15 protein-coding genes are annotated in these 20,293 nt (G+C 69.1%); 7 read left to right on the top strand and 8 right to left on the bottom strand.

Features of this window, described 5'->3' with window-relative positions; all coding sequences use genetic code 11:
• Positions 1 to 43: 43 nt before the first annotated feature.
• The 3 genes from HWX55_RS13210 to HWX55_RS13200 are packed head-to-tail and all read left to right on the top strand — an operon-like array spanning position 44 to position 5,819.
• Positions 44 to 1,243, top strand: coding sequence for an efflux RND transporter periplasmic adaptor subunit (locus HWX55_RS13210; RefSeq protein WP_175975973.1), 1,200 nt, complete (start codon positions 44 to 46; stop codon positions 1,241 to 1,243).
• Entirely contained in the window at positions 1,240 to 4,431 is a 3,192-nt protein-coding gene (locus tag HWX55_RS13205; RefSeq protein WP_175975972.1) for a multidrug efflux RND transporter permease subunit, read from the top strand. The genes HWX55_RS13210 and HWX55_RS13205 overlap by 4 nt, the downstream gene beginning before the upstream one ends.
• Positions 4,428 to 5,819 (top strand): efflux transporter outer membrane subunit, encoded by a 1,392-nt coding sequence (locus tag HWX55_RS13200; RefSeq protein WP_175975971.1) that lies wholly within the window; start codon positions 4,428 to 4,430, stop codon positions 5,817 to 5,819. Before HWX55_RS13205 ends, HWX55_RS13200 begins: the two co-directional genes overlap by 4 nt.
• Before the next feature lie 102 nt (positions 5,820 to 5,921).
• Here the strand turns inward: HWX55_RS13200 and HWX55_RS13195 are convergent, their stop codons facing one another.
• From HWX55_RS13195 to ampC, 3 genes are all read right to left on the bottom strand, one after another.
• Entirely contained in the window at positions 5,922 to 6,824 is a 903-nt protein-coding gene (locus HWX55_RS13195; protein WP_175975970.1) for a LysR substrate-binding domain-containing protein, read from the bottom strand.
• Positions 6,825 to 7,031: 207 nt separating this feature from the next.
• Entirely contained in the window at positions 7,032 to 7,943 is a 912-nt protein-coding gene (locus HWX55_RS13190) for an NAD-dependent epimerase/dehydratase family protein (protein ID WP_175975969.1), read from the bottom strand.
• 244 nt (positions 7,944 to 8,187) lie between these two features.
• Complete coding sequence (ampC, locus tag HWX55_RS13185; protein ID WP_175975968.1) at positions 8,188 to 9,363, bottom strand: class C beta-lactamase; 1,176 nt, start codon at positions 9,361 to 9,363, stop codon at positions 8,188 to 8,190.
• A gap of 610 nt (positions 9,364 to 9,973) precedes the next feature.
• Here ampC and HWX55_RS13180 point away from each other — a divergent pair.
• Genes HWX55_RS13180 through HWX55_RS13170 form a run of 3 tightly spaced genes read left to right on the top strand, consistent with a single transcriptional unit; the run spans position 9,974 to position 14,051 of the window.
• Positions 9,974 to 11,272: a hypothetical protein gene (locus HWX55_RS13180; protein WP_175975967.1), complete on the top strand. Its 1,299-nt coding sequence runs from the start codon at positions 9,974 to 9,976 to the stop codon at positions 11,270 to 11,272.
• A complete protein-coding gene (locus HWX55_RS13175) occupies positions 11,266 to 12,048 on the top strand; it encodes a DUF1266 domain-containing protein (RefSeq protein ID WP_175975966.1) in 783 nt (260 codons plus the stop codon). The genes HWX55_RS13180 and HWX55_RS13175 overlap by 7 nt, the downstream gene beginning before the upstream one ends.
• Positions 12,049 to 12,062: 14 nt before the next feature.
• Positions 12,063 to 14,051 (top strand): DUF4034 domain-containing protein, encoded by a 1,989-nt coding sequence (locus HWX55_RS13170; protein ID WP_244140555.1) that lies wholly within the window; start codon positions 12,063 to 12,065, stop codon positions 14,049 to 14,051.
• A gap of 55 nt (positions 14,052 to 14,106) precedes the next feature.
• On the opposite strand, the gene HWX55_RS13165 is transcribed toward HWX55_RS13170, so the two are convergent.
• Together HWX55_RS13165 and HWX55_RS13160 are read right to left on the bottom strand one after the other, a co-directional pair.
• Entirely contained in the window at positions 14,107 to 14,919 is an 813-nt protein-coding gene (locus tag HWX55_RS13165; RefSeq protein ID WP_175975964.1) for an alpha/beta hydrolase, read from the bottom strand.
• Positions 14,920 to 14,989: 70 nt separating this feature from the next.
• On the bottom strand, positions 14,990 to 15,475 hold the full coding sequence (locus HWX55_RS13160) for a hypothetical protein (RefSeq protein WP_175975963.1): 486 nt from the start codon (positions 15,473 to 15,475) through the stop codon (positions 14,990 to 14,992).
• Positions 15,476 to 15,886: 411 nt separating this feature from the next.
• On the opposite strand from HWX55_RS13160, the gene HWX55_RS36330 reads away from it, so the two are divergent.
• Entirely contained in the window at positions 15,887 to 16,021 is a 135-nt protein-coding gene (locus HWX55_RS36330; RefSeq protein ID WP_006405345.1) for a hypothetical protein, read from the top strand.
• A 166-nt stretch (positions 16,022 to 16,187) separates the two neighbouring features.
• Here the strand turns inward: HWX55_RS36330 and HWX55_RS13155 are convergent, their stop codons facing one another.
• The 3 genes from HWX55_RS13155 to HWX55_RS13145 all read right to left on the bottom strand — a co-directional run bounded on the left by HWX55_RS13155 (position 16,188) and on the right by HWX55_RS13145 (position 20,291).
• Positions 16,188 to 17,375, bottom strand: coding sequence for a beta-propeller fold lactonase family protein (locus HWX55_RS13155; RefSeq protein WP_175975962.1), 1,188 nt, complete (start codon positions 17,373 to 17,375; stop codon positions 16,188 to 16,190).
• A gap of 127 nt (positions 17,376 to 17,502) precedes the next feature.
• The gene (locus HWX55_RS13150; protein WP_175975961.1) at positions 17,503 to 19,005 is read right to left on the bottom strand and encodes a M81 family metallopeptidase; all 1,503 of its coding nucleotides are present in this window, start codon (positions 19,003 to 19,005) and stop codon (positions 17,503 to 17,505) included.
• Positions 19,002 to 20,291 carry a Zn-dependent hydrolase gene (locus tag HWX55_RS13145; protein WP_175975960.1) on the bottom strand — a complete coding sequence of 430 codons (1,290 nt, stop codon included), beginning with the start codon at positions 20,289 to 20,291 and terminating at the stop codon, positions 19,002 to 19,004. The genes HWX55_RS13150 and HWX55_RS13145 overlap by 4 nt, the downstream gene beginning before the upstream one ends.
• Positions 20,292 to 20,293 lie beyond the last annotated feature (2 nt).

Raw genomic sequence — 20,293 nt, 5'->3', positions numbered from 1 at the left:
GACCGTCCGGCGCCACGCGCCTCACTCGACATTTCGCACGCATATGAACCGATATCCAGGATTGAAGCGCCTCGCGCGACCGGCCGTGCTGGCCGCCGTTCCGCTGGCCGCGCTGTTCGCGTTGTCCGGCTGCCAGTCGGACGACAAGGCGCCGCCCGCGACGCCGAGCGTGATCGTCAGCACGCCCGTCGTGCGCGACGTCCACGACGTCGACGTCTACACCGGCCGCTTCGAAGCGGTCGACACCGTCGACGTGCGCCCGCGCGTGAGCGGCTATCTCGACAAGGTCGCGTTCCAGGACGGCGCGGTCGTCCGCAAGGGCGACCTGCTGTTCGTCATCGACCCGCGCCCGTACCAGGCGGCCGTCACGGCCGCGCAGGGTGCGCTCGAGCGCGCGCAGTCGCAACTGAAGCTGAGCCGGCAGGATTTCGAGCGCGCGAGCGTCCTGATCAAGACCGATACGATCGCGCAGAGTCTCTACGACCAGCGCAGGCAAGCCGTGCAAAGCGCACAGGCCGAAGTGACGAGCGCGCAAGGCGCACTCGAACGCGCGCGGCTCGACCTGTCGTTCACGCGCATCGTCGCACCGATGTCCGGCCGCATCAGCCGCAAGCGCGTGAGCGAGGGCAATCTCGTGAAAGGCGGCGACAGCGATGCGACCGTGCTGACGACGATCGTGTCGCAAGACCCGATCGACATCTACTTCGACGTCGACGAGGAAAGCTACCTGCGCTATACGCGCGAAGCGCGGAAAAGCGGCGGCAACGCGTCGTCGCGGCAGGTCGCGATCGCGCTGCCCGGCGACGCGCAGCCGTCGCTGACGGGGACGATGGATTTCGTCGACAACCGCCTCGACGACTCGACCGGCACGCTGCGCCAGCGCGCGCGCGTCGCGAATCCGGACCGGCGCCTGAGCCCCGGCCAGTTCGGCCGCGTGTATCTGTCGAGCCGCGTCGCGCACCCCGCGCTGCTCGTGCCGGATACGGCCGTCGCGACCGATGCGACGCGCCGCGTGCTGTACTTCGTCGACGCGAACGGCGCCGTCGCGGTCCGCCCGGTGACGCCCGGCCGCCTGTACGGCAACCTGCGCGAAATCGACGCGGGGCTGAACGCGGGCGATCGCGTGATCGTCGACGGCTTCCAGCGCGTGCAGGCCGGCGACAAGGTCCAGGCCGTGCCGCGCGCGATCGACGCGGCCACGGTGGCCCACGCGGCGAGCGGCACGACCGGGAGCGCGCAATGAATCTCGGCCGCCTGTCCGTCCAGCAGCCGGTGCTCGCGATCGTCCTGTCGATCGTGCTGACGATCGTCGGCGCGCTGGCCTATTTCTCGCTCGCGGTGTCCGAGTATCCGGACATCGCGCCGCCGACCGTCGTGATCCAGGCGACCTACCCGGGCGCCTCCGCGGAAACGGTCTCGCAAACGGTGTCGACGCCGATCGAACTGGAAGTGAACGGCGTGGAAGACATGCTGTACATGTACAGCCAGGCGACGTCGGACGGCAGCCTGAACATCACCGTGACGTTCAAGCCCGGCACCGACGTCGACAAGGCGCAGGTGCTCGTGCAGAACCGCGTCGCGCTCGCGACGCCGCGCCTGCCCGAGCCCGTGCAGCGCAGCGGCGTGTCGGTCCGCAAGTCGTCGCCGACGCAGCTCGGCACGATCTTCCTGTACTCGCCCGACCAGCGCTACGATCCGCTGTACGTATCGAACTACGCGATCCGCAACGTCGCGGACGTGCTCAAGCGGATCGAAGGCGTCGGCGACATCAACGCGCTCGGCGCGCGCGAATATTCGATGCGCATCTGGCTCGACCCCGAGCGCGTCGCGTCGTTCGGCCTGAGCCCGGCCGATCTGATCGCCGCGGTACGTTCGCAGAACACGCAGCTCGCGGGCGGCGTGGTCGCGCAGGCGCCGATCACGAACCAGGCGTTCCAGCCGAACCTGATCTTCGAAGGGCGGCTCAAGCGCCCCGAGGATTTCAGCGACATCGTCGTCAAGCAGGGCACGGACGGCAGGCTCGTCCGGCTGAAGGACGTCACGCGCGTCGAGGTCGGCGCACTCGCGTATGCGACCGACAGCTACATGCTGCGCCATCCGACGATCGCGCTGCAGGTGCTGCAGCAACCCGGCGCGAATGCGGTCGCGACGATGGCCGCGGTCGAGAAGAAGATGGCCGAACTGTCCAGGGACTTCCCGAAGGGCATCGTCTACAACATCGGCTACAACCCGACCGCGTTCATCGGCGACAGCATCCACGAACTCGTCAAGACGATCTACGAAGCCGTCGTACTCGTCGTGTTCGTCGTGCTGCTGTTCCTGCAAGGCTGGCGGCCGTCGATCATTCCGATCCTGTCGATTCCGGTGTCGCTCGTCGGCACGTTCGCGGCGATGGCCGTGCTCGGCTACTCGATCAACAACCTGACGCTGTTCGGCCTCGTGCTCGCGGTCGGGATCGTCGTCGACAACGCGATCGTCGTGGTCGAGAACGTCGAGCGGCACCTGTCGGCCGGCGCCGGGCCACGCGACGCGACGCTGCTGACGATGAAGGAAGTCGGCGGCGCGCTGTTCGCGATCACGCTCGTGCTGTGCGCGGTGTTCGTGCCGACCTCGTTCATTCCCGGCATCTCGGGCCAGTTCTTCCGCCAGTTCGGCGTGACGATCGCCGTGTCGACCGCGATCTCGTTCTTCACGTCGGTGACGCTCGCGCCCGCGCTGTCCGCGATGATGCTGAAAGCGCACGCCGGCGACCCTGACGCCGCCGCGCCAACCTCGCGCCTGGCCGCGCCGTTCGCGCCGGCGATGCGCGTCGCGCGGCGCTTCGCGAACGCGTTCAACCGCCTGTTCCAGCGCCTGTCCGATGCGTATGGCCGGCTGGTCCGGAAAATCGTCCGGATCATCCCCGCGATGGCCGCGCTGTACGTGGTGCTGATCGCCGCGACCGGCTACCTGCTCGTGTCGAGCCCGAAGGGCTTCATTCCCGCGCAGGATCGCGGCTACCTCGTCGTGCTCGTGCGGATGCCCGACGGCGCGACGCTCGAGCGCACGAGCGCCGTCGCGCGCAAGATCGAGAACATCGCGCTGTCGGTGCCCGGTGTCGCGCGCGTGCCGGTCTTCTCCGGCGTCAACGCGGCGACCGGCACGAACTCGGCGAACAGCGCCGGCCTGTTCCCGGTGTTCCAGCCCTGGCCGGAACGCAAGGCGCGCGGCCTGACGATCGACACGATCGCCGCCGAGATGCGCAAGCGGCTCGCGACCATCACCGAAGCGTCGATCGTCGTCGCGATGCCGCCGCCGGTGCAGGGCCTCGGCAGCACGGGGGGCTTCGCGATGCGGCTAGAAGACCGCAACGGCCTCGGCACCGCCGCGCTCGCGAAGGCGACGCAGGATCTCGTCGCGGCCGCCAACCGCACGCCCGGCATGGTCGGCGTCTACACGCCCTACTCCGCGACGAGCCCGCAGGTGCACGTCGAACTCGACCGCGAGAAGGCCGAGATGCTCGGCGTGCCGAGCCAGGCGATCAACGATGCGGTCGAGACGTATTTCGGTTCGACCTATATCAACGACTTCACCATCGTCGGGCGCACCTATCGCGTGACCGCGCAGGCGGACCTGCCGTTCCGCGTCGGCGCGTCGGACCTCGCGCGGCTGAAGGTGCGCAACCGCAACGGCGAGATGGTGCCGATCGGCAGCGTGACGCGCATCGACGACATGCTCGGCGTCGATCGCGCGCCGCGCTACAACCTGTATCCGGCCACCGAAATCAACGGCGATACCGCACCGGGCCTCGGCTCGGGTTTCGCGATCGCGACGATGGAAACGCTCGCGAAACAGGTACTGCCGCCCGGCATCTCGTTCGAGTGGACCGATCTGTCGTATCAGCAGACCACGGCCGGCAACACGGGGCTGCTCGTGTTCCCGCTGTGCGTGCTGCTCGTCTATCTGGTGCTCGCCGCGCAGTACGGCAGCTGGAGCCTGCCGGTATCGATCCTGCTGATCGTGCCGATGTGCCTGCTCGCCGCCTCGCTCGGCGTGCGCGCGCTCGGCCAGGACGTGAACATCCTCACGCAGATCGGCTTCATCGTGCTGGTCGGGCTCGCCGCAAAGAACGCGATCCTGATCGTCGAGGTCGCAAGGCAGCTGGAGGCCGACGGCGCCGAGCTCGTCGACGCCGTCGTCGACGCGTGCGTGCAGCGGCTGCGCCCGATCGTGATGACGTCGCTCGCGTTCATTCTCGGCGTGCTGCCGCTCGTGATCTCCGAAGGCGCGGGCGCGGAAATGCGCCAGGCGGTCGGCGCGGCGGTGTTCTTCGGGATGATCGGCGTGACGTTTTTCGGGCTGCTGTTCACGCCCGTGTTCTATGTGATGGTTCGCCGGCTCGCGATGCGCCAGACCGCTGTCGCGGCCGTCGCGACGGAGGGGGTGCAATGAAGTTCGTTCGACTCGTGGCCGCGCTGTCCGCTGCGGCCGTCCTGACCGCGTGCACGAGCGCGCCGGTCGCCACCGTCGCGCCGCCGCTGGCCGCAACCTATGCGAACGCGGATCTCGCGGCCGGCGGCCCGGCCGCCGACACCGCTGCATGGTGGCATGGCTTCCGCGATCCGATCCTCGACCGGCTGGTCGACACGGCACTCGCGAACAACCTCGATCTGCAGGCGGCCGTCGCACGCATCGACGCGGCCCGCGCGGTGCGCATCGGCGCGGCGTCGCAAGGGTTCCCGTCCGTCGACCTGAATGCCGGTGCCAGCCGTCAACGGTTGTCCGCCTCGCAGGCGTTCCCCACCGACACGCCGACGATCGGCAACGCGTTCGACCTGAATGCGAGCCTCGCGTGGGAAATCGACATCTTCGGCCGCATCCGCCAGGGGGTGTCGGCGGCCGACGCGGAGATTGCGTCGGCGCAGAACGACGCGGCGGCCGTGCGGATCGCGACGATCGACGAAACCGTGCGCACCTACGTGACGGTGCGCGGCCTCGAACAGCGGCTCGCGCTGGTCGAGGCCAACGGGTTGAGCCAGCGCAGCACCGAGGAATCGACACGGCGCCTGTTCGACGCGGGCGTCGTGCCGGTCGCCGACGTCGACCGTGCCGCCGCGCAGACGGAAACGACGCTGGCCGAGCTGCCCGCGCTGCAACTGCAGCGGCAGGCCGCGATCCATCGGCTGTCGATCATCACCGCGTCGACGCCCCAGGATGTCTATGCGCGGCTCGACCCGCCCGTGGCCGAGCCGGTTTGGACCGCCGCCGCGCCGGGCATCGGCACGCCGGCCGATCTGCTGCGCCGGCGGCCCGACGTGCGCGCGGCCGAGGCACGCGTCGTCGCGGCCTATGCCCGCATCGGCGTGGCCGAGGCCGACCTGAAGCCGCACCTGCAACTGATCGGCGTGATCGGCGCGGCGATCGACGGCTTCTCGGGCGCATCGCTCGCGCGTTCGCTCGCATGGATGGCCGGCGCCGGCGCAAGCGCGCCGCTGTTCGACGGCGGACGGCGGCGCAGCGTCGTCGCGCTGCGCCGCGCGCAGGCCGATCAGGCGCTCGCCGCCTATCGCACGGCGGTGCTGACGGCCGTCGCCGACGTCGAGACATCGGTGGCCGCGGTCGCCCGAAATCACGGCCGGACCGAGCGCCTCGAGCGCGCTGTGTCGAATGCGCGTGGTGCGTACACGCAGATCAACCGGTCGTGGCGCAGCGGCGAATCGGCGTTCATCGACACGCTGGAAGTGCAGCGTGCGCTGCTCGCGGCCGAGGATTCGCTCGCGCAGGCACGCACCGAGGAAACGCTGAGCCGGGTCAGGCTGATGAGCGCGCTGGGACAGTAAACGCGGGGCGGGTTCGACCGATGCGCAAAGGGCGACGGGTTCGATGTCATTCGAACCCGTCGCCCTTTTACGTGGCGCGAACGCGCGCGTGCGGCATCGACATCAGTCGATGTCGCCGCGTTCCTTCAACTGCGCGCCCACATAGTCGAGAAAGCTGACGACGCGCGACGACAGCGTCGCATTGCGATAGAACACCGCATGAATCGGCTGGCGGAACTCGACCGTGTCGTCGACGAGCAGTTCGACGAGGCTGCCATCGCGGCGATACGTGCCCGTCATATAGTCGGCGAGGCAGACGATGCCCGCGCCATTGAGCGCGAGCGTCAGCAGCGTCTCGCCGCTCGACGCCTGCAGCGCCGGATGAATGCGGTACACGTCGCCGTCCGCGGTACGCAGCGGCCAGTGGTTCAGCGTTTCCGGCTGCACGAATCCGAGCAGCGTGTGGTTCGCGAGATCGGCAACGCTCGTCGGTACGCCCGCTTTCTCCAGATAGGCAGGGCTCGCCAGAATGCGCAGTCGGCTGCTGCCGAGCTTGCGGGCGTGCAGCGTCGAATCGCGCAGCTCGCCGATCCGGATCGCGACGTCGGCGCGCTGTTCGAGCAGGTCGATGATTTCGTCGCTCGTATGAAGTTCGGCCGCGATCGCCGGATACGCGTCGCGAAAGCCGGGCATCATCGGCGCGATCACATGCTGCATGAACGGCATCGCCGCATTGATCCGCAGCCGCCCGGCCGGCGTCTCGCGCTGGCTGGCGATCTGTTCCTCGGCGAATTCGACCGATGCGATGATGTCGCGCGCGTAGTCGAGGAAAAGCGTGCCCTCCTGGGTCACTTCGAGGCGGCGCGTCGTGCGGCGGATCAGCGTGGTGTCGAGCTTTTCCTCGAGGCGTCGCAGGATCCGGCTCATCACCGAGGTCGGCTGGTGCAGTTTGTCGGCCGCCCCCGTCAACGAACCGGTATCGGCGATGGTCACGAACGCGAGCATCTCGTCGAGGGTCGTCTTCATGGTCGGCAATCGTCAGCGGTGTCAGGAATCGTCACGATAGTGCCGCCGCGCCCGTTTGATAAGCGGGTGCGCACGCGAATCACAGTTGATTTCGATTCAATAATTCGCGGCGAATATTGTCCGAATAGGCGGGTATGACGCGGGCGGTCCGACCCGCGAACACGCGCAGGTCGACGCGCCTTCGTCAGGCGACGCGATGCGGCGGCGTCAGGCGGCGATGGGCATCTCGTCGCGAATCCAGTCCAGCATCGCGCCGTGCCGCGGCGCCCATCCGAGTTCCTGTCGCGCCCGCAGCGCCTTCACGCGGCTGTTCGACGCGAGCGAGAAATGCGCGCGCGAGTGCCCGAGCGCCTGCGCGGCATCGGCGATGTCCCATTCGACGACCGACCGCAGACCGAGCCGCGCGGCGAGCGCACGACCGATTTGCGCGAACGACGCTTCGCCGTTTTCGGCGAAGTAGAACGCACCGGGCGGCGCGGCATGGACCGCGCGCAGATAGAGATCGGCGACATCGTCGACGTGCACGTTCGACCAGCGGTTCAGCCCCTTGCCGATCACGCGCACCGCGCCGGCGTCGCGCGCGACGGCCGCGAGCAGCGGCAATTGCGCGCTGTCGCGACGCAGCCCGAGGCCGTCGCCGTAGATCATGCTGTTGCAGATCACGGCCGAGCGGATGCCGAGGGTCGCGGCCGACATCACGAACCGGTCGATCGCGCGGCGCTCGGCCTTCGCGGGGTTGACGATCGGCGTCGTTTCGTCGAATACGATCGCGTCGCCGTGCGCGCCCTGCGCATCGTCCGCGATCACGCTCGTGCCGCTCGTGTGCAGGAACGTCTTGCCCGAGCCGCTCAGCGCCGCGACGATCGTTTCGACGGCCGCGCGGTGATCGCTGCTCGCCGCGTTGACGACGCAGTCCGCGTCGCACGCGAACGCATGCAGCAGCGCCGTGTCGTCGAGCGTGCCGACGACCGGCTTGATGCCCGCTGCCGCGAGCTTCGCGGCGTGGCGGCCGTCGCGCACCAGCCCGGTGACGACGTGCCCGGCCGCGACGAGCCGCGCGGCTATCGACCCGCCGATGTAGCCGGTCGCGCCCGTCACGAAGATCCTGATGCCTTTCATCCGTTGCTCCGGGGAGCGAGACGGGCCATGCGGCGCACGTCCCGCGAGATGTCGTGCGTCGCAGTATCGATGGCCGGCGCCGGCGGCGGAAGGCGTGAATCACTAAAACAGTTTTGCGCGCGGCGGGATGATCGGCCGTGTCAGACGAATCCTTCTTCGACCAGCGTGCAGCCGTCGGCCGTGATCGCGTGCCGCTGGCCACGCGGCTCCAGCTCTCCGGTGCTCGGACACGCGCGTGCCAACGTTACCGCGCGTCGGCGTCGCCGAGCGACCCGAGAATCCGGTACGCGACCTTCACGCGATCCTCGATCGGCACATTGCCGTTCGCGAGCATCACGATTCCGATCCGCTTCGCGGGAACGAACGCGACGTACGTGCTGAAGCCGCCGGTCGACCCCGTCTTGTTGATCCAGGTCGCGGGGTTCGGCGCGAGCGGCGGCTGGATCGCGCTCGCCGGCACCGCATCGAACAGCATCTTCGGCGCGTTGCCCGCGAGCAGCGTCGGCAGTGCGACCGGGTATGGATACTGTTCCCAGATCAGATCCTGCGTGAGCGGCCCCGCGCCGAAATAGCCGGTGTGCGTGCGTTCGATCGCGCGCCGCAGGCGCGGCGCCGTCGGGATCATCTCCATGTTCGCCTGCACGAAGCGCAGCAGGTCGGCCGCCGTGGTCCGCACGCCGTACGCCGGCTGCCACAGCATGCCTTCCGTCATCCGCACCGGCTTGCCGTCCTTCGTGTAGCCCTGCGCATAGTCCGCCATGCGCGCGGCGGGCACGTCGATGTACGTGTGCGTCATCCCGAGCGCGGCAAAGAGCCGCTGCGCCATCAGCGTCGCGAAATCCTGGTGCGTCGCCTTCGCGGTGAGCCAGCCGAGCATGCCGATCGCGACGTTCGAATACGTGCGGTGCGTGCCCGGCGCATACTCGGGCCGCCACGCGTCGAGATAGCGGATCAGGCCCGCGTCGTCGCGGATGCTGTCCGGCACCTGCAGCGGCGTCCCGCCCGGCGTGTGCGTGCCGAGCTGGAGCAGCGTCACAACGCCGAACGGCTTGCCCTGCAGCTCGGGCAGATATTTGGCCACCGGGTCCGCGAGCGACAGTTCGCCGGCTTCCTGCGCGTCCGCGGCGAGCGTCGCGGTCAGCGTCTTGCTGACCGAGCCGATCTCGAACAGCGTGTCGCCGGTCACCGGCTTGCCGGTTTGCCTCGACATCACGCCGTAGTCGAACACGTACGGCTTGCCGTCGGCGACGATGCCGATCGCCATGCCGGGGATCGCGTACTGCTTCATCAGCGGCGCGACCTGGCGCGTGACGGTGTCGTGGAGCGCGTCCTGCGTGACGGCGGCCGCGCGACCGGCCGTGGCGGTCGCGCATGCGGCGACGAACAGGGTCGCGGCGAAGCGTGTCGCGTTGAATCGCATGGGTGCGGTTCCTTTCCTTTTCTAATGGTTGCATGGACAACTGATCCGGTCGCGCCGTGTGCAGCGCGCGGCGGCCGACCTGTCGAAGCAGGACTATCCGCTACCGCCCGGCCGCCAACAATCGACGATATGTTGCGCGAGCCGAAAGAAAAACTTATGAGATACGCGGCAAGCAGGATGGGGCCGTGCCCCGCTCGGAGCCGCATGCCCGTTTTTCAGGAAAACCTGCCGGTTTCAACAGCATCGAATCCGGCCACCGATCGGCGCCATATCGGAAATCGACGAAAAAGAGATAAGTCTTGTCAGATCCGCGGGTGCCGGCCAGCGGCGCGATTGATTCATCCGCATGGATCGAAGTAGACTCGCGGAAGCAAAAATAAAACCCATCCTGAGAGAAACAATGAATCGCCCTTTCCCGATCGCCCGCTCCCGCGTCATCGGCTCCCGCGTGGTCGCGTGATTTTCACGCACCGACCGACCTGAACCGAAATACGCGACGCCGCCGCGTTGTTGCGCGCGCACGTTCGCCGTTTCGTCGTTGAGCCAGAAGAACCGCCAGGGTCCCGCGCGCACCGTCCGCGCACGCCCTGCCCGACCGGAGAGTGAGCCCGTGACCGAAACCGTGGCCGCGTCGGCCTATCGGCCGCGCGATGTCGTCAATGCGCCCGACATCAAGGCGGCCATCGCGCGCCGCAGCGCCGAGCGCGGCGATCCCGCCGAGATCCTCGCGTGGCTCGGCAACCATTTCTTCCGCTGGGTCGTCGGGGCGTTCGAGCAGGCGCAACCGCTCGCTTCGCTGGCCGATTACCGCGCGCTTGCCGGCGCCGACCGGCCGGCGCCCGAGTGGCTCGTGCGCCGGTTCCGCGCGCAATCGGCATCTCCGGCATCCGGCCCGGCGCCCGATGTGGCGCTGCCGCCCGCCGCTGAACCACCGCCGCTCTACTTCATCGATCCCGAGCACATGCTGCTGATCGACCGCGAACGCGTGCTGGTCGAATTCCTGCGCTCGCGCGCCGGCACGCGACTCGCGCAGAAACTGCAACGCATCACCTACGCGATGGCGCTCGACATGTGGGAGCGCGAGCACCAGCGGATGCAGGCGCGCCGCGACAAAGGCTGGGTGCCGAGCAGCGGCCTCGCGCTGCGCGAGGTGTTGCGCACGCCGAACGGGATCGTGTTCGAATTCGTCGGCGATCATCCGGCGCTGCGCGAGGAACTCGCGTACGAGTCGTACTACATGCAGCACTGTCTCGGCCAGTTCGCGGATCGCCGCCGGCTGTGCGGCGGCTACGGCGAGCAGTACGCGCAAGCCGCACGGGACGGCCGGCTGCGCCTCTTCACGCTGCGCGGCGCGGGCAACCAGCCGCACGTGACGATCAGCCTGCAGGCGAGCGGCGACGGCCTGCGCATCGACCAGATCAAGGGCAAGCAGAATCGCCATCCGGTGCGCCGCTATGCGGACGACGTCCGCCAGTTCCTGCGCGCGCTCGCGCCGCGCGGCGAGCGTCATCCCGATTGCGAGGGCATGGGCCTCGTGTTCGAACCGGATGCGCCGGGTGCGGCCACCGGCGCGTGGACCTTCGTCACCGACGTGCGCTCGTCCGACCATCTGCTGAGCGTGATGAGCGAGAACTTCCACCTGATCGAGCACTTCGAGCAACCGCCGGCCGTGCTGCAATGGCTGCTGCTGCGCAATGCACCGTATGCGCTCGGCCAGTTGCGGCAGATCGATCCGGCCGTCGCGGCGGCCGCGCGCCATGCGTTGCCGGTCGATGCGCTGCCGGCCGCGCGCGCACCCGACGCGCCGCCCGCCGCGACCGCATTCGAGATCGAAGGCATCGCGATCGATCCCGCGCTGTGCGCGGCGTTCGCGTTGCCTGCGCCGACGGACAGGAGCGCGTCATGCTGAAACTGCTGCTTGGCGCGGCCGTGCTGGGGCTCGTGTGGTACGTGTGGCGCTCGTTCCGGGTCGCCGCACGGATGGTGCGCGAAGTCGACGCCGACCAGGCCGCGGGCGCCGACAGCACGGTGCCGGTGCGCCAAACCGCGGCCGTCAGGCTCGCGCAGGCGCAGGCCGAGCAGGCGCCGCCGAACCGCCGCCGCTGGGCGCTCGCGCTCGCCGACATCCTGCTGATCCGCAACGGGCTGCGCTGCGATTGCGACGACCTCGTCCATGCGCTGCCCGACGCGCAGCGCGAACAGCTCGCGCGCCAGGTGCGGCGCGAACTCGACCTGCCGGTCGACCTGCCTGAGTGGCAAATCGTGCAGCGCGTGCCGTCGATCCTCGCGGGCTGGATTCGCGGCGTCGGCCGCTCGCACGACGGCTTCTACGAACAGCTTGCCGCCGTCGGGCGCGTGCGCGACGCACTCGCGTTCGATTGCGCGCGCACCGCGTTTCTCGTGCGCTGCATCGCGCTGCTCGGCTGGGCGTCCGAACAGCACGCGTGGATCGTGCTGCTGCTCAATGCGCAGCGCGCGCAGGACAGCTTCGACAGCTGGGAAGACTTCGGGCTCGCGTATGCGCGGGCACGCCAGCAGTGGCTGCGTGGCAGCGGCCAGGACGGCCCCGCGTCGTCGCGCGCCACGCAGGAAGTGCGCGAATACCTGCGCAATCCGTCCGGAAACTGGCTTTCGCTGCCGTGGAAGCGCTACCGCATCTTCGACCCCCAACCCGTTTCGTCATGACCGCCGATACCGACATGTCCTCCGCTTGCGCCGACCTGATTCCGCCCGCGACGTCCCGCTGGTCCATTTGCGACGTCGACGCGCTGCTGCGCGCCGGCGACTATGCCGCGCTCGACGCGCAACTCGATGCCGCACTCGCCGCCAGCTTCGCCGATCGCACCGCCGAGGCGCGGTACGTCGACGCGCTGCCGGCCGACGTGCAGCCGTGTATCGACGCCGGCGCCGACGGCCTCGCGCGTCTGCGCGCATGGCAGGCCGCGAACCCGCGCTCCGCGCACGCGTGGCTTTGCGAAGCGCATTACTGGCACCACTGGGCCTACGAATACCGCGGCAGCGGCTGGGCCGAAACGGTGACCGAAGCCGGCTGGATCGGCGCGCATGCGTGCGCGACGCTGACGCTCGTCGCCGCGCTGCGCGCGCTGGTGCTCGCGCCGACGTTGTGGAGCGCGCCGATGGTGATCTTCACGAGCGTGTCATCGTTCGGCGAACCCGAGTGGCTCGCGCAGCTCGTGCGCGAGCGCCGCTGGCCCGTCACCGAACTGCAGTTGAACGCCGGCGCCGACGACGAAGCCACGCGCACCGAACTGCAGCACATGTTCGCGCGTTCGGGACTGAACCCCGACGTGCCGGTCGCCTGCCCGCCGGAATTTCCGGACGCGCTGCCCGGCCCGGTCCAGGGCAAGAAGCTGCGCAAGGAGAAGTGGTACTGGATGGAAGCGACGCTGCACATCCACCCGAAGCTGTTCTTCCCGATGCGCACGTTCATCTGGTACATGCAGCCGCGCTGGGGCGGCTCGCACGACCACATCCGCGCGTTCGTCGCGTCCGACGCGTGCGCGCACCTCGATGCGGTGGAGAAGGACCGGCTGCTGCACGAAATCTGGCGCGACGACTACGCCGGCAATACGCTCGATGCGGATGACGACGACGACGATGCGCGCCACGCGATCACCGTGACGCTCGCGCGCGCGAACGCCGCGCTACATCCGTATCACCGTTGGGAAACGCTGAGCTGGCTCGCGCACAGCCATTACATGCGCGAGGACTACGAAAAAGCGTACGCCCGCCTGCAGGAAGCGGAACGCGACCAGCCGATCGACAACGACCAGAAGATGGCGATCGGCGTGCGACTGGCGCTCAGTCTCGATCCGCATGGCGACTGGCTGACCCGCGCGATCGAACGTGCATCGGACGCTCGCGCGTGCACGGCGGCAATGATCCTGCGCGGCTACGGACATCGTACCGGCACGTTCGGTTTCGCCCAGGACGACGCGCGCGGCGATGCATGGCTCGAAGCGGCACGCGTAAACGAGCCCGGCTCGCTCGCATGGAACCAGGTCGCCACCGCGCTGGAGTACGAAAACCGGCGCCCTGCCGATGCCGTCGCCGTCTGCAAACTTGGCTACGAGGCAGGCGGCGATTCGTGCGATTACCTGCTCGGTTGCTTCTACAAGGACGGCACGCATGTCGAGGCAGACCCGTACCGCGCCGCCCACTACTTCCGCGAGTCGATGGAAGCCGGCGGCAACATGGCCGCGTATCGGCTCGGCTATACGTACTACCACATCGGGCAGACCAGCACGGACCGGGCCGAACGCGCGCGCATGCAGGTCGAGGCCGTCGAGGCCGCGCGCAAGGCGCACGAGATGGGGCATACCGATGGCCTCAAGTGCATGCTGATGTTCATCGGCGACATCGACGACTATCCGTCGCGCCATCGCTACGTCGACGCACTGCGCCGGCATGCCGAAGGCGGCCACCCGGCCGCAATGGCCGCACTGTCGTTCTTCCTTGCCGACGTCAACGACAAGTCGCTGTACGACTATCGCGAGAGCGTGCGCTGGATCATGGGGGCGCAGGCCATCGCGCCGGACGACGAGTACGTGCGCACCATCACGCGTGTCAGCCACGAGGACGGCATGCTCGGGAAGCTGCGCTACAAGCTGCAGCGCAAGCAGATCAAGGCGCACGAGATTCCCGGCGCCGACAACGCGATGGTCTGAACGCGGGCCGACGCACGCGCCCGCTCGCGGGCAGGCCGTGCGTCCTGCCCGCGTATCACCGTGGCAGCCGGTCGAGAAACGCCAGCATCGCCGCGTTGAACCGCGCAGGCCGCTGCAGCGGCGCGAAATGGCTCACGCCGGGCAGGATCGTCAGCGTCGCGCCCGGGATCGTCCGCGCGAGGTACGCCGCATGCTCGGGCCGGATGAATTCGTCGTGCTCGCCCTGCACGATCGCAACCGGCACGGCGATCGCCGCGAGATCCTGCGCGGTGTAATTCGGTTGCGTGCGCATCATTTCGCTGACGGCCGCGACGAACGCGTCGAACCGGTCCGAGGTCGCGGACAGTCGCGCATAGTCCTTCCGATGCCGCGCGAAACAGCGGTCGATCAGCGGGCTCGGCACCATTTCCTTCGTGCCGCCCGGGTCCATGTTGCAGGCGAAGAAAAACACGCCGGCCGCGCGTTCCGGTGCGCGGGCGGCCAGCACGAGCGCGATGCATGCGCCGTCGCTCCAGCCGACGAAGCGTGCACGGTCGACGTGCAGCGCATCGAGGACGGCCAGCACGTCCGATGCCATGCGTTCGTACGAATAGGGTCGGTCGTCGCGCGTGCTGCGGCCGTGGCCGCGGCTGTCGATCACGATCGCGCGGTAGCCGGCCGCGAGCAGCGCCGGCACCTGGTTGCCCCAGTTGCCGCCATGGCCGAGGCCGCCGTGCAGCAGCACGACCGCCGGCCCCTGGCCGAACGACGCGTGCCAGATGCGCGCGCCGTCGTGGTCGAGCCATCCTTCGGCATCGGCTGCCGGCAGCGGCGTGCCGCCGTGCGCGTCGAAGCGAACGAGTTCGTCGTCGTCGAGTTCCGCATTCATCGTTCAGCCGTCCTTGAGAGGGAGACGAACTGACGATTGTAATGCGTGCGGCCGACGCCGCCGTGGCCGCTCAGGCCTGCGTCGACACCAGCCCGCCCGACTGCGACCCGCCGGATTTCTCGAGCGCCGCGGCAAGTTGCGAGATCGCCGTCGCGAGCGCGCCCGAAATCGCGCTGGCTTCCGCGTTCAGCGACTGCTGCTCGACGGCCGCGGCCGGGTCGTCCTTGGCGCGCTGGGCTGCGGCGGCCATCTGCCGCTCCAAGGTCGCGAGCTGTTTCTGCAATCGCTCGATCAACGCCTTCAACTGGGCGACCGCCGGGTCTTCCGGCGATGCGCTCGATGCGCCGGGCGTTGCGCCGGTGGCGCCGGTCGAATCCTTCGTGCCGGGGTTGCTCGACGTGCCAGTCACGACGGTGGCGCCCGTTGTGCCAGTTGTGCCCGTCGTGCTCGCGGCATCCGTCGCGCCGCCAGTGGACGACGTCGCGGCCGGCGGGTTCGCGGCCACGCCGCTGTCAACGAGCGGGGATCGCGCGGTCGTGGAGAAATCGATCTGCATCGTGTCGGTCCGTGTGTCGGTAAGCGAAGTGACAGGGCGGGAATCGCCTTCCAGTCCGTTTACGGCATTCATCACACGAAACTTGAATATCGGGGTCGGGTGGATTGTCCGTTGATGATCGCAATTGATCGCGAAAGGGCCAGATTGGCGGCATGACGGCACTGGTAAAATCGCCGCTCGCCGGCCGGATGCGCACGTCGGACGCCTCGTTCAGGCCCGACCGCGCGATGCCGCCGGCTCCGACTCCCGGACTTTCGGGGCACGGCATACAACGTATGCCGCCGACGCCCTCGCAGCTTCCCGAGTCGCCTTTTCCGTCCGCTTGCACGCGTACCGCACGGCGCTCACCGCCCGAGCGGCGAACGCCGTGCGGCACGCATTCACTTCATTACGCATTTCGAGGAACACACGATGGCCCGCATCGGCGCCTTCTGCATCACGACGTGGCTCGCCGCCGCGATTCTTTACTTCGGCCAGCACTCCGTCGCAATGATCGCGCTCAGCGGTGTCGTGGTATTCGGCGGGTTCGATCTGCTGCGTCCGTAACCGCGGTCGTGCGACCCGGTGCGGCCGTACCGCGCGCTGCTTTCCGCACGCATCCTCGCGTGCGCGCCGCCGATTCGCCCGCCCCTTCATCAGTTGAAGGGACGCGCGCCGCTCACGGCCGAACGGCCCGCATACGTTGCGTCGCCACGAGCCGCGAACCAAGCCGTCAGCGCGGCAACGTCCTCAACGAAGACGGCCCGCCCGTCAGCGCGATCCGCTTGCCCGTATCGCGCAGCTTGCCGCCATCGACCGCATACAGCGCAAGCTGCCGTTCGACGTTGAACTGCACGATCACGTGCCGGCTGTCGGCGGTAAACGCGATGCCCTGCGCGGCTTCGCCGCCCGGCACCTCGTTCACCTTCACCGCCTGTCCGTCGCGGATCTCGAACAGCAGCACCTTGCCGATCTTGTGGCGGCCCGGGTTGTCGGCCGTCAGGTTCGAGCCGTCCATTGCCTGCACGGCGATCCACTTCCCGTTCGGCGAAATCGCGACGCCTTCCGGCAGCGACGGCACCGTCAAATACTGAACCGTGCGGAACGGCACGCGCGACACGTCGATCAGCGCGACCGAATCGGCGTCGCCCGCGAGCGTGCCGGTATAGCCCGGCAGCCCGGCGAGCCCGACGTTGCTGACGACGGCCCAGCGGTTGTCGCTCGACACGTCGATCGTGTAAGGCGCGACGCCCGTACTCAGCCGCGTGCCGCTGTCGGTCACCTTGCCGTCGTCGACGTTCAGCACCGCGATGCCCTGTTCGTCGCGCAGCGACACGAGCGCGTGCTTGCCGTCGTGCGTGAAGCTGATCCCGGCCAGCCGCTTCTTGCCGATTTTCAGGTTGCCGTCGAGCGTCACCTGCGTGCCGTCGATGCGCAGGATCGACACGCTGCCGTCGACGTTGGCGACGAGCGCGAGCCGGCCCGAGCGGTCGATCGCGATCCCTTGCGGATGCGTGCCCAGCTCGACGCGCGTGATCGCGGGCGGCGCGGTATCGAGATTCACGACCTGCAGGAACGTGTCGAACAGGAGCTGCTTCGCGGCCGTGTCGTAGCGCGTCGGCGCGCCGACCAGCGCGAGCTTCGCGTCGGGCGTGATCGCGACGGCCTGCGGCGGCCCCTGGATGCCGTTCTCGACGTCGACCTGCAAAGCAACCTTCGGCGGGAACGTGCTGGCGTCGAGCAGCGTCAGCGTGTCGGCGGGCGGGGTAGGCAGATAGGTGTCGCGGCCCTCGACGCGTTGATACTTGCCGTCGTTGCCGGACACGATCCAGTCGGCGGCGTGCACGGCAACGGCCGTCGTGGCGAGGGTCAGCGCGGCGAGCAGGCGCGCGCTGCGCAGGCGGAAGGGATTCGAATGCATGGCGGTCGGTTCTCCGGATCGGTTGCGGACGCAATGGATTGCCCGGCCCTGCTGCCCGACGGGCCGGCGCCATCGCATGATGCCCGAAAGCGCGCGCGCCCGGCGTCTCGCACCCGGTTCGGTTCCGTCAATCCGTGCGTCGCGTGCCCGACGACCACTCGACGATGTCGTCGAGCGGATACACCGGCCGCGCGAGCCGCTCGTAGCGAAACAACCCGTAGTCCGAACCGGTCACGCCGCGGCTGTCGCATTCGACCAGCGCGGACGAAATCGGCACGAACACCGGGCGGCAATACATCCGCGACTTCAGCAGCAGGAAGCGCGCGCGGCGCGGATCGACGCCGACGCTCTCGAACACGCCGAGATCCCACGGCTCCTGCGTGCGCTCGGTGACGACGAGCGTGGCCGTGCCGATATCGAGCACGGCCGCGCGACCCATGTACGCACGCTGCCCGGTATACGTCGGCCCGGTAATCACGTATTCGCCGTCGGTGATCGCGCGCACGATGCCGGTCGCGCGAAACGGTTCGCGCCGCACGCCGCCGTGCGACGGCAACCGGTTGCCGACCGGCACCGTGACGGTCGCGCCGACGCCTGCGTCGATCAGCGCCGCGACGGCTTCGGGGTCGCACAACGGCCCGCTGACGATTCCGTCGAGCCCGTGCGCGAGCGCGGCTTCGAGCAGGTCCATCGTGTCGCACGGGCCGCCCGACATGCAGTTGTCGCCGTGGTCGAGCATCAGCACCGGGCGGTCCGCGCCGTCGGCGAGCGCCGCGGCCTGCGCGACCGATTCCGCGAGCGGCGCGCTGCGATAGACGAATGCGTCGCGCGCGTCCCAGATCTGCCGTGCGATGCGCTCGGCCACTGCGTCAGCCGCAGCGCGGTCGCCGTCGGCCACCACGACCACGCTGATGCACGGCGCGGGGATATCCGCGAGCGAGAAGCCGGGCAGGATCGACACCGCGAGCATGCCGTCCGCCTCGGCCGCCCTCGCGGCCTCCACCGCGCGCCGCATCGCGCCTTCGGCACTCGCGCTGCGCAGCGTCGACGTCATCAGCGGCGGCTGCCGCCATGCGAGCACGGGCCGCGCGCGGCCGTGAATCCGGTCGAGCAACACGCGCGCCGCATGCTCGCCGGTCTCGTACATGTCGACGTGCGGATAGGTCTTGAAACTGACGATCACGTCCGCGTGATCGACCATCTTCTGCGTGACGTTCGCGTGCAGGTCGAGCGCGACCGCGATCGGCGCATCGGGCAGCGCCGCACGCACGCGCGCGAGCAGATCGCCCTCGCCGTCCGCGCTCTGCTCGGCGACCATCGCGCCGTGCAGGTCGAGCATCACCGCATCGCAGCCGGGCGCGGCGGCAACGATCGCGTCGCAGATCGCCGCATACGCGTCGGCCGCGACCGGCCCGCTCGGGTTCGCGGCCGCCGACACGGGCGTCACGATGTCCGCGCCTTCGCGCTCCGCCGCGTCGATGAACGCAGCCATCGCGGTGCGCATGCCGCGATGCGCGCGATACGCGTCGTCGCCCCAGTCGGGGCCGTGACGGCCGAACGCGGCGAGCGGCGTCGGCACCGGCGAGAACGTGTTGGTCTCATGGTTCATCCGGGCAATCAGGATCTTCATCGCGCAGCGCCCTCCGCGATCCCGGCCGCGCCCAGCATCGCGTGCAGCAGCACGTTGCAGCCGGCTTCCAGATGCACCGGATCGGCGTCCTCGATCTCGTTGTGGCTGATGCCGTCCTTGCACGGCACGAAGATCATCGCGGTCGGCGCGACGCGCGCGAGATACACGGCGTCGTGACCCGCACCGCTGATCACGTTCATCGACGACAGCCCGAGTGCACGCGCGCCGGCGCGAACCTGCTCGACCAGCGCCGGATCGAACGGCTGCGGCGGAAAGTACACGACCGGCTCGATGTCGATCCGCATCCCGGCCGCCGCGCCCAGATCCGCGCATGCCGCACGCAGTTGAGCGTCCATCGCCGTCAGCGTCGCGTCGTCGGCCGCGCGCAGGTCGACGGTCAGCGTCACGCGGCCGGGAATGACGTTGCGCGAATTTGGATGCACGTCGACCCAGCCGACCGTGCCGCGCCCATGCGGCGGATGCGCGCGCGCGATCTCGTTCACCTTGCGCACGAGATCGGCCGCGACCAGCAGCGCGTCGCGCCGCAGTTCCATCGGCGTCGGGCCCGCATGCGCCTCCATCCCGTGGACGGTCACGTCGTACCAGCGCTGTCCAAGCGCGCCCTCGACCACGCCGATCGTCGTGTCGTGCGCTTCCAGCACCGGCCCCTGCTCGATATGCGCTTCGAAATACGCGCCGACCGGATGCGCGCCATGCCCGTCGTCCGCGTCGCCCGCATAGCCGATCGCGGCCAGCGCGTCGCGCACCGACACGCCGTCGCGATCGCATTGCGCGAGTGCATGGTCGAGCGTGAACGCGCCCGCGAACACGCCGGAACCCATCATCACCGGGACGAAGCGCGACCCTTCCTCGTTGGTCCAGACCGCCACCTCGAGCGGCGCGCGCGTGCGCACGCCGGCGTCGTCGAGCGTGCGCAGCACCTCGAGGCCGGCCAGCACGCCGTAGTTGCCGTCGAACTTGCCGCCCGTCGGTTGCGTGTCGATATGGCTGCCCGTCGCCACGGGCGGCAGGTCGTCCCGTTCGCCCGCGCGCCGCGCAAAGATATTGCCGATCGCATCGACGCGCACCGTGCAACCGATGTCCTGCGCCCACGCGACGAACAGGTCGCGCGCGTCGCGATCGAGTTCGGTGAGCGCGAGGCGGCACACGCCGCCCTTGTCGGTCGCGCCGATCCGCGCGAGCCGCATCAGGCTGTCCCACAGCCGCGCGCCGTCGACGCGCAAGCCGGACGCCGCGACGCCCGGAGTCGAATCCTGTACTTGCATCG

Source organism: Burkholderia sp. BCC1047 (genome assembly GCF_902833155.1).
In the GTDB taxonomy this organism is placed as follows: domain Bacteria; phylum Pseudomonadota; class Gammaproteobacteria; order Burkholderiales; family Burkholderiaceae; genus Burkholderia; species Burkholderia sola.
The sequence above is the reverse complement of the archived record's forward strand: the minus strand, read 5'-3'. Positions and strand labels throughout refer to the sequence as shown.

Bases quoted from the DNA above. Each gene is read 5' to 3' on its own strand.
- HWX55_RS13210 (WP_175975973.1), top strand. From the start codon at position 44: ATGAACCGATATCCAGGATTGAAGCGCCTCGCGCGACCGGCCGTGCTG.
- HWX55_RS13205 (WP_175975972.1), top strand. From the start codon at position 1,240: ATGAATCTCGGCCGCCTGTCCGTCCAGCAGCCGGTGCTCGCGATCGTC.
- HWX55_RS13200 (WP_175975971.1), top strand. From the start codon at position 4,428: ATGAAGTTCGTTCGACTCGTGGCCGCGCTGTCCGCTGCGGCCGTCCTG.
- HWX55_RS13195 (WP_175975970.1), bottom strand. From the start codon at position 6,824: ATGAAGACGACCCTCGACGAGATGCTCGCGTTCGTGACCATCGCCGAT.
- HWX55_RS13190 (WP_175975969.1), bottom strand. From the start codon at position 7,943: ATGAAAGGCATCAGGATCTTCGTGACGGGCGCGACCGGCTACATCGGC.
- ampC (WP_175975968.1), bottom strand. From the start codon at position 9,363: ATGCGATTCAACGCGACACGCTTCGCCGCGACCCTGTTCGTCGCCGCA.
- HWX55_RS13175 (WP_175975966.1), top strand. From the start codon at position 11,266: ATGCTGAAACTGCTGCTTGGCGCGGCCGTGCTGGGGCTCGTGTGGTAC.
- HWX55_RS13170 (WP_244140555.1), top strand. From the start codon at position 12,063: ATGTCCTCCGCTTGCGCCGACCTGATTCCGCCCGCGACGTCCCGCTGG.
- HWX55_RS13165 (WP_175975964.1), bottom strand. From the start codon at position 14,919: ATGAATGCGGAACTCGACGACGACGAACTCGTTCGCTTCGACGCGCAC.
- HWX55_RS13160 (WP_175975963.1), bottom strand. From the start codon at position 15,475: ATGCAGATCGATTTCTCCACGACCGCGCGATCCCCGCTCGTTGACAGC.
- HWX55_RS36330 (WP_006405345.1), top strand. From the start codon at position 15,887: ATGGCCCGCATCGGCGCCTTCTGCATCACGACGTGGCTCGCCGCCGCG.
- HWX55_RS13155 (WP_175975962.1), bottom strand. From the start codon at position 17,375: ATGCATTCGAATCCCTTCCGCCTGCGCAGCGCGCGCCTGCTCGCCGCG.
- HWX55_RS13150 (WP_175975961.1), bottom strand. From the start codon at position 19,005: ATGAAGATCCTGATTGCCCGGATGAACCATGAGACCAACACGTTCTCG.
- HWX55_RS13145 (WP_175975960.1), bottom strand. From the start codon at position 20,291: ATGCAAGTACAGGATTCGACTCCGGGCGTCGCGGCGTCCGGCTTGCGC.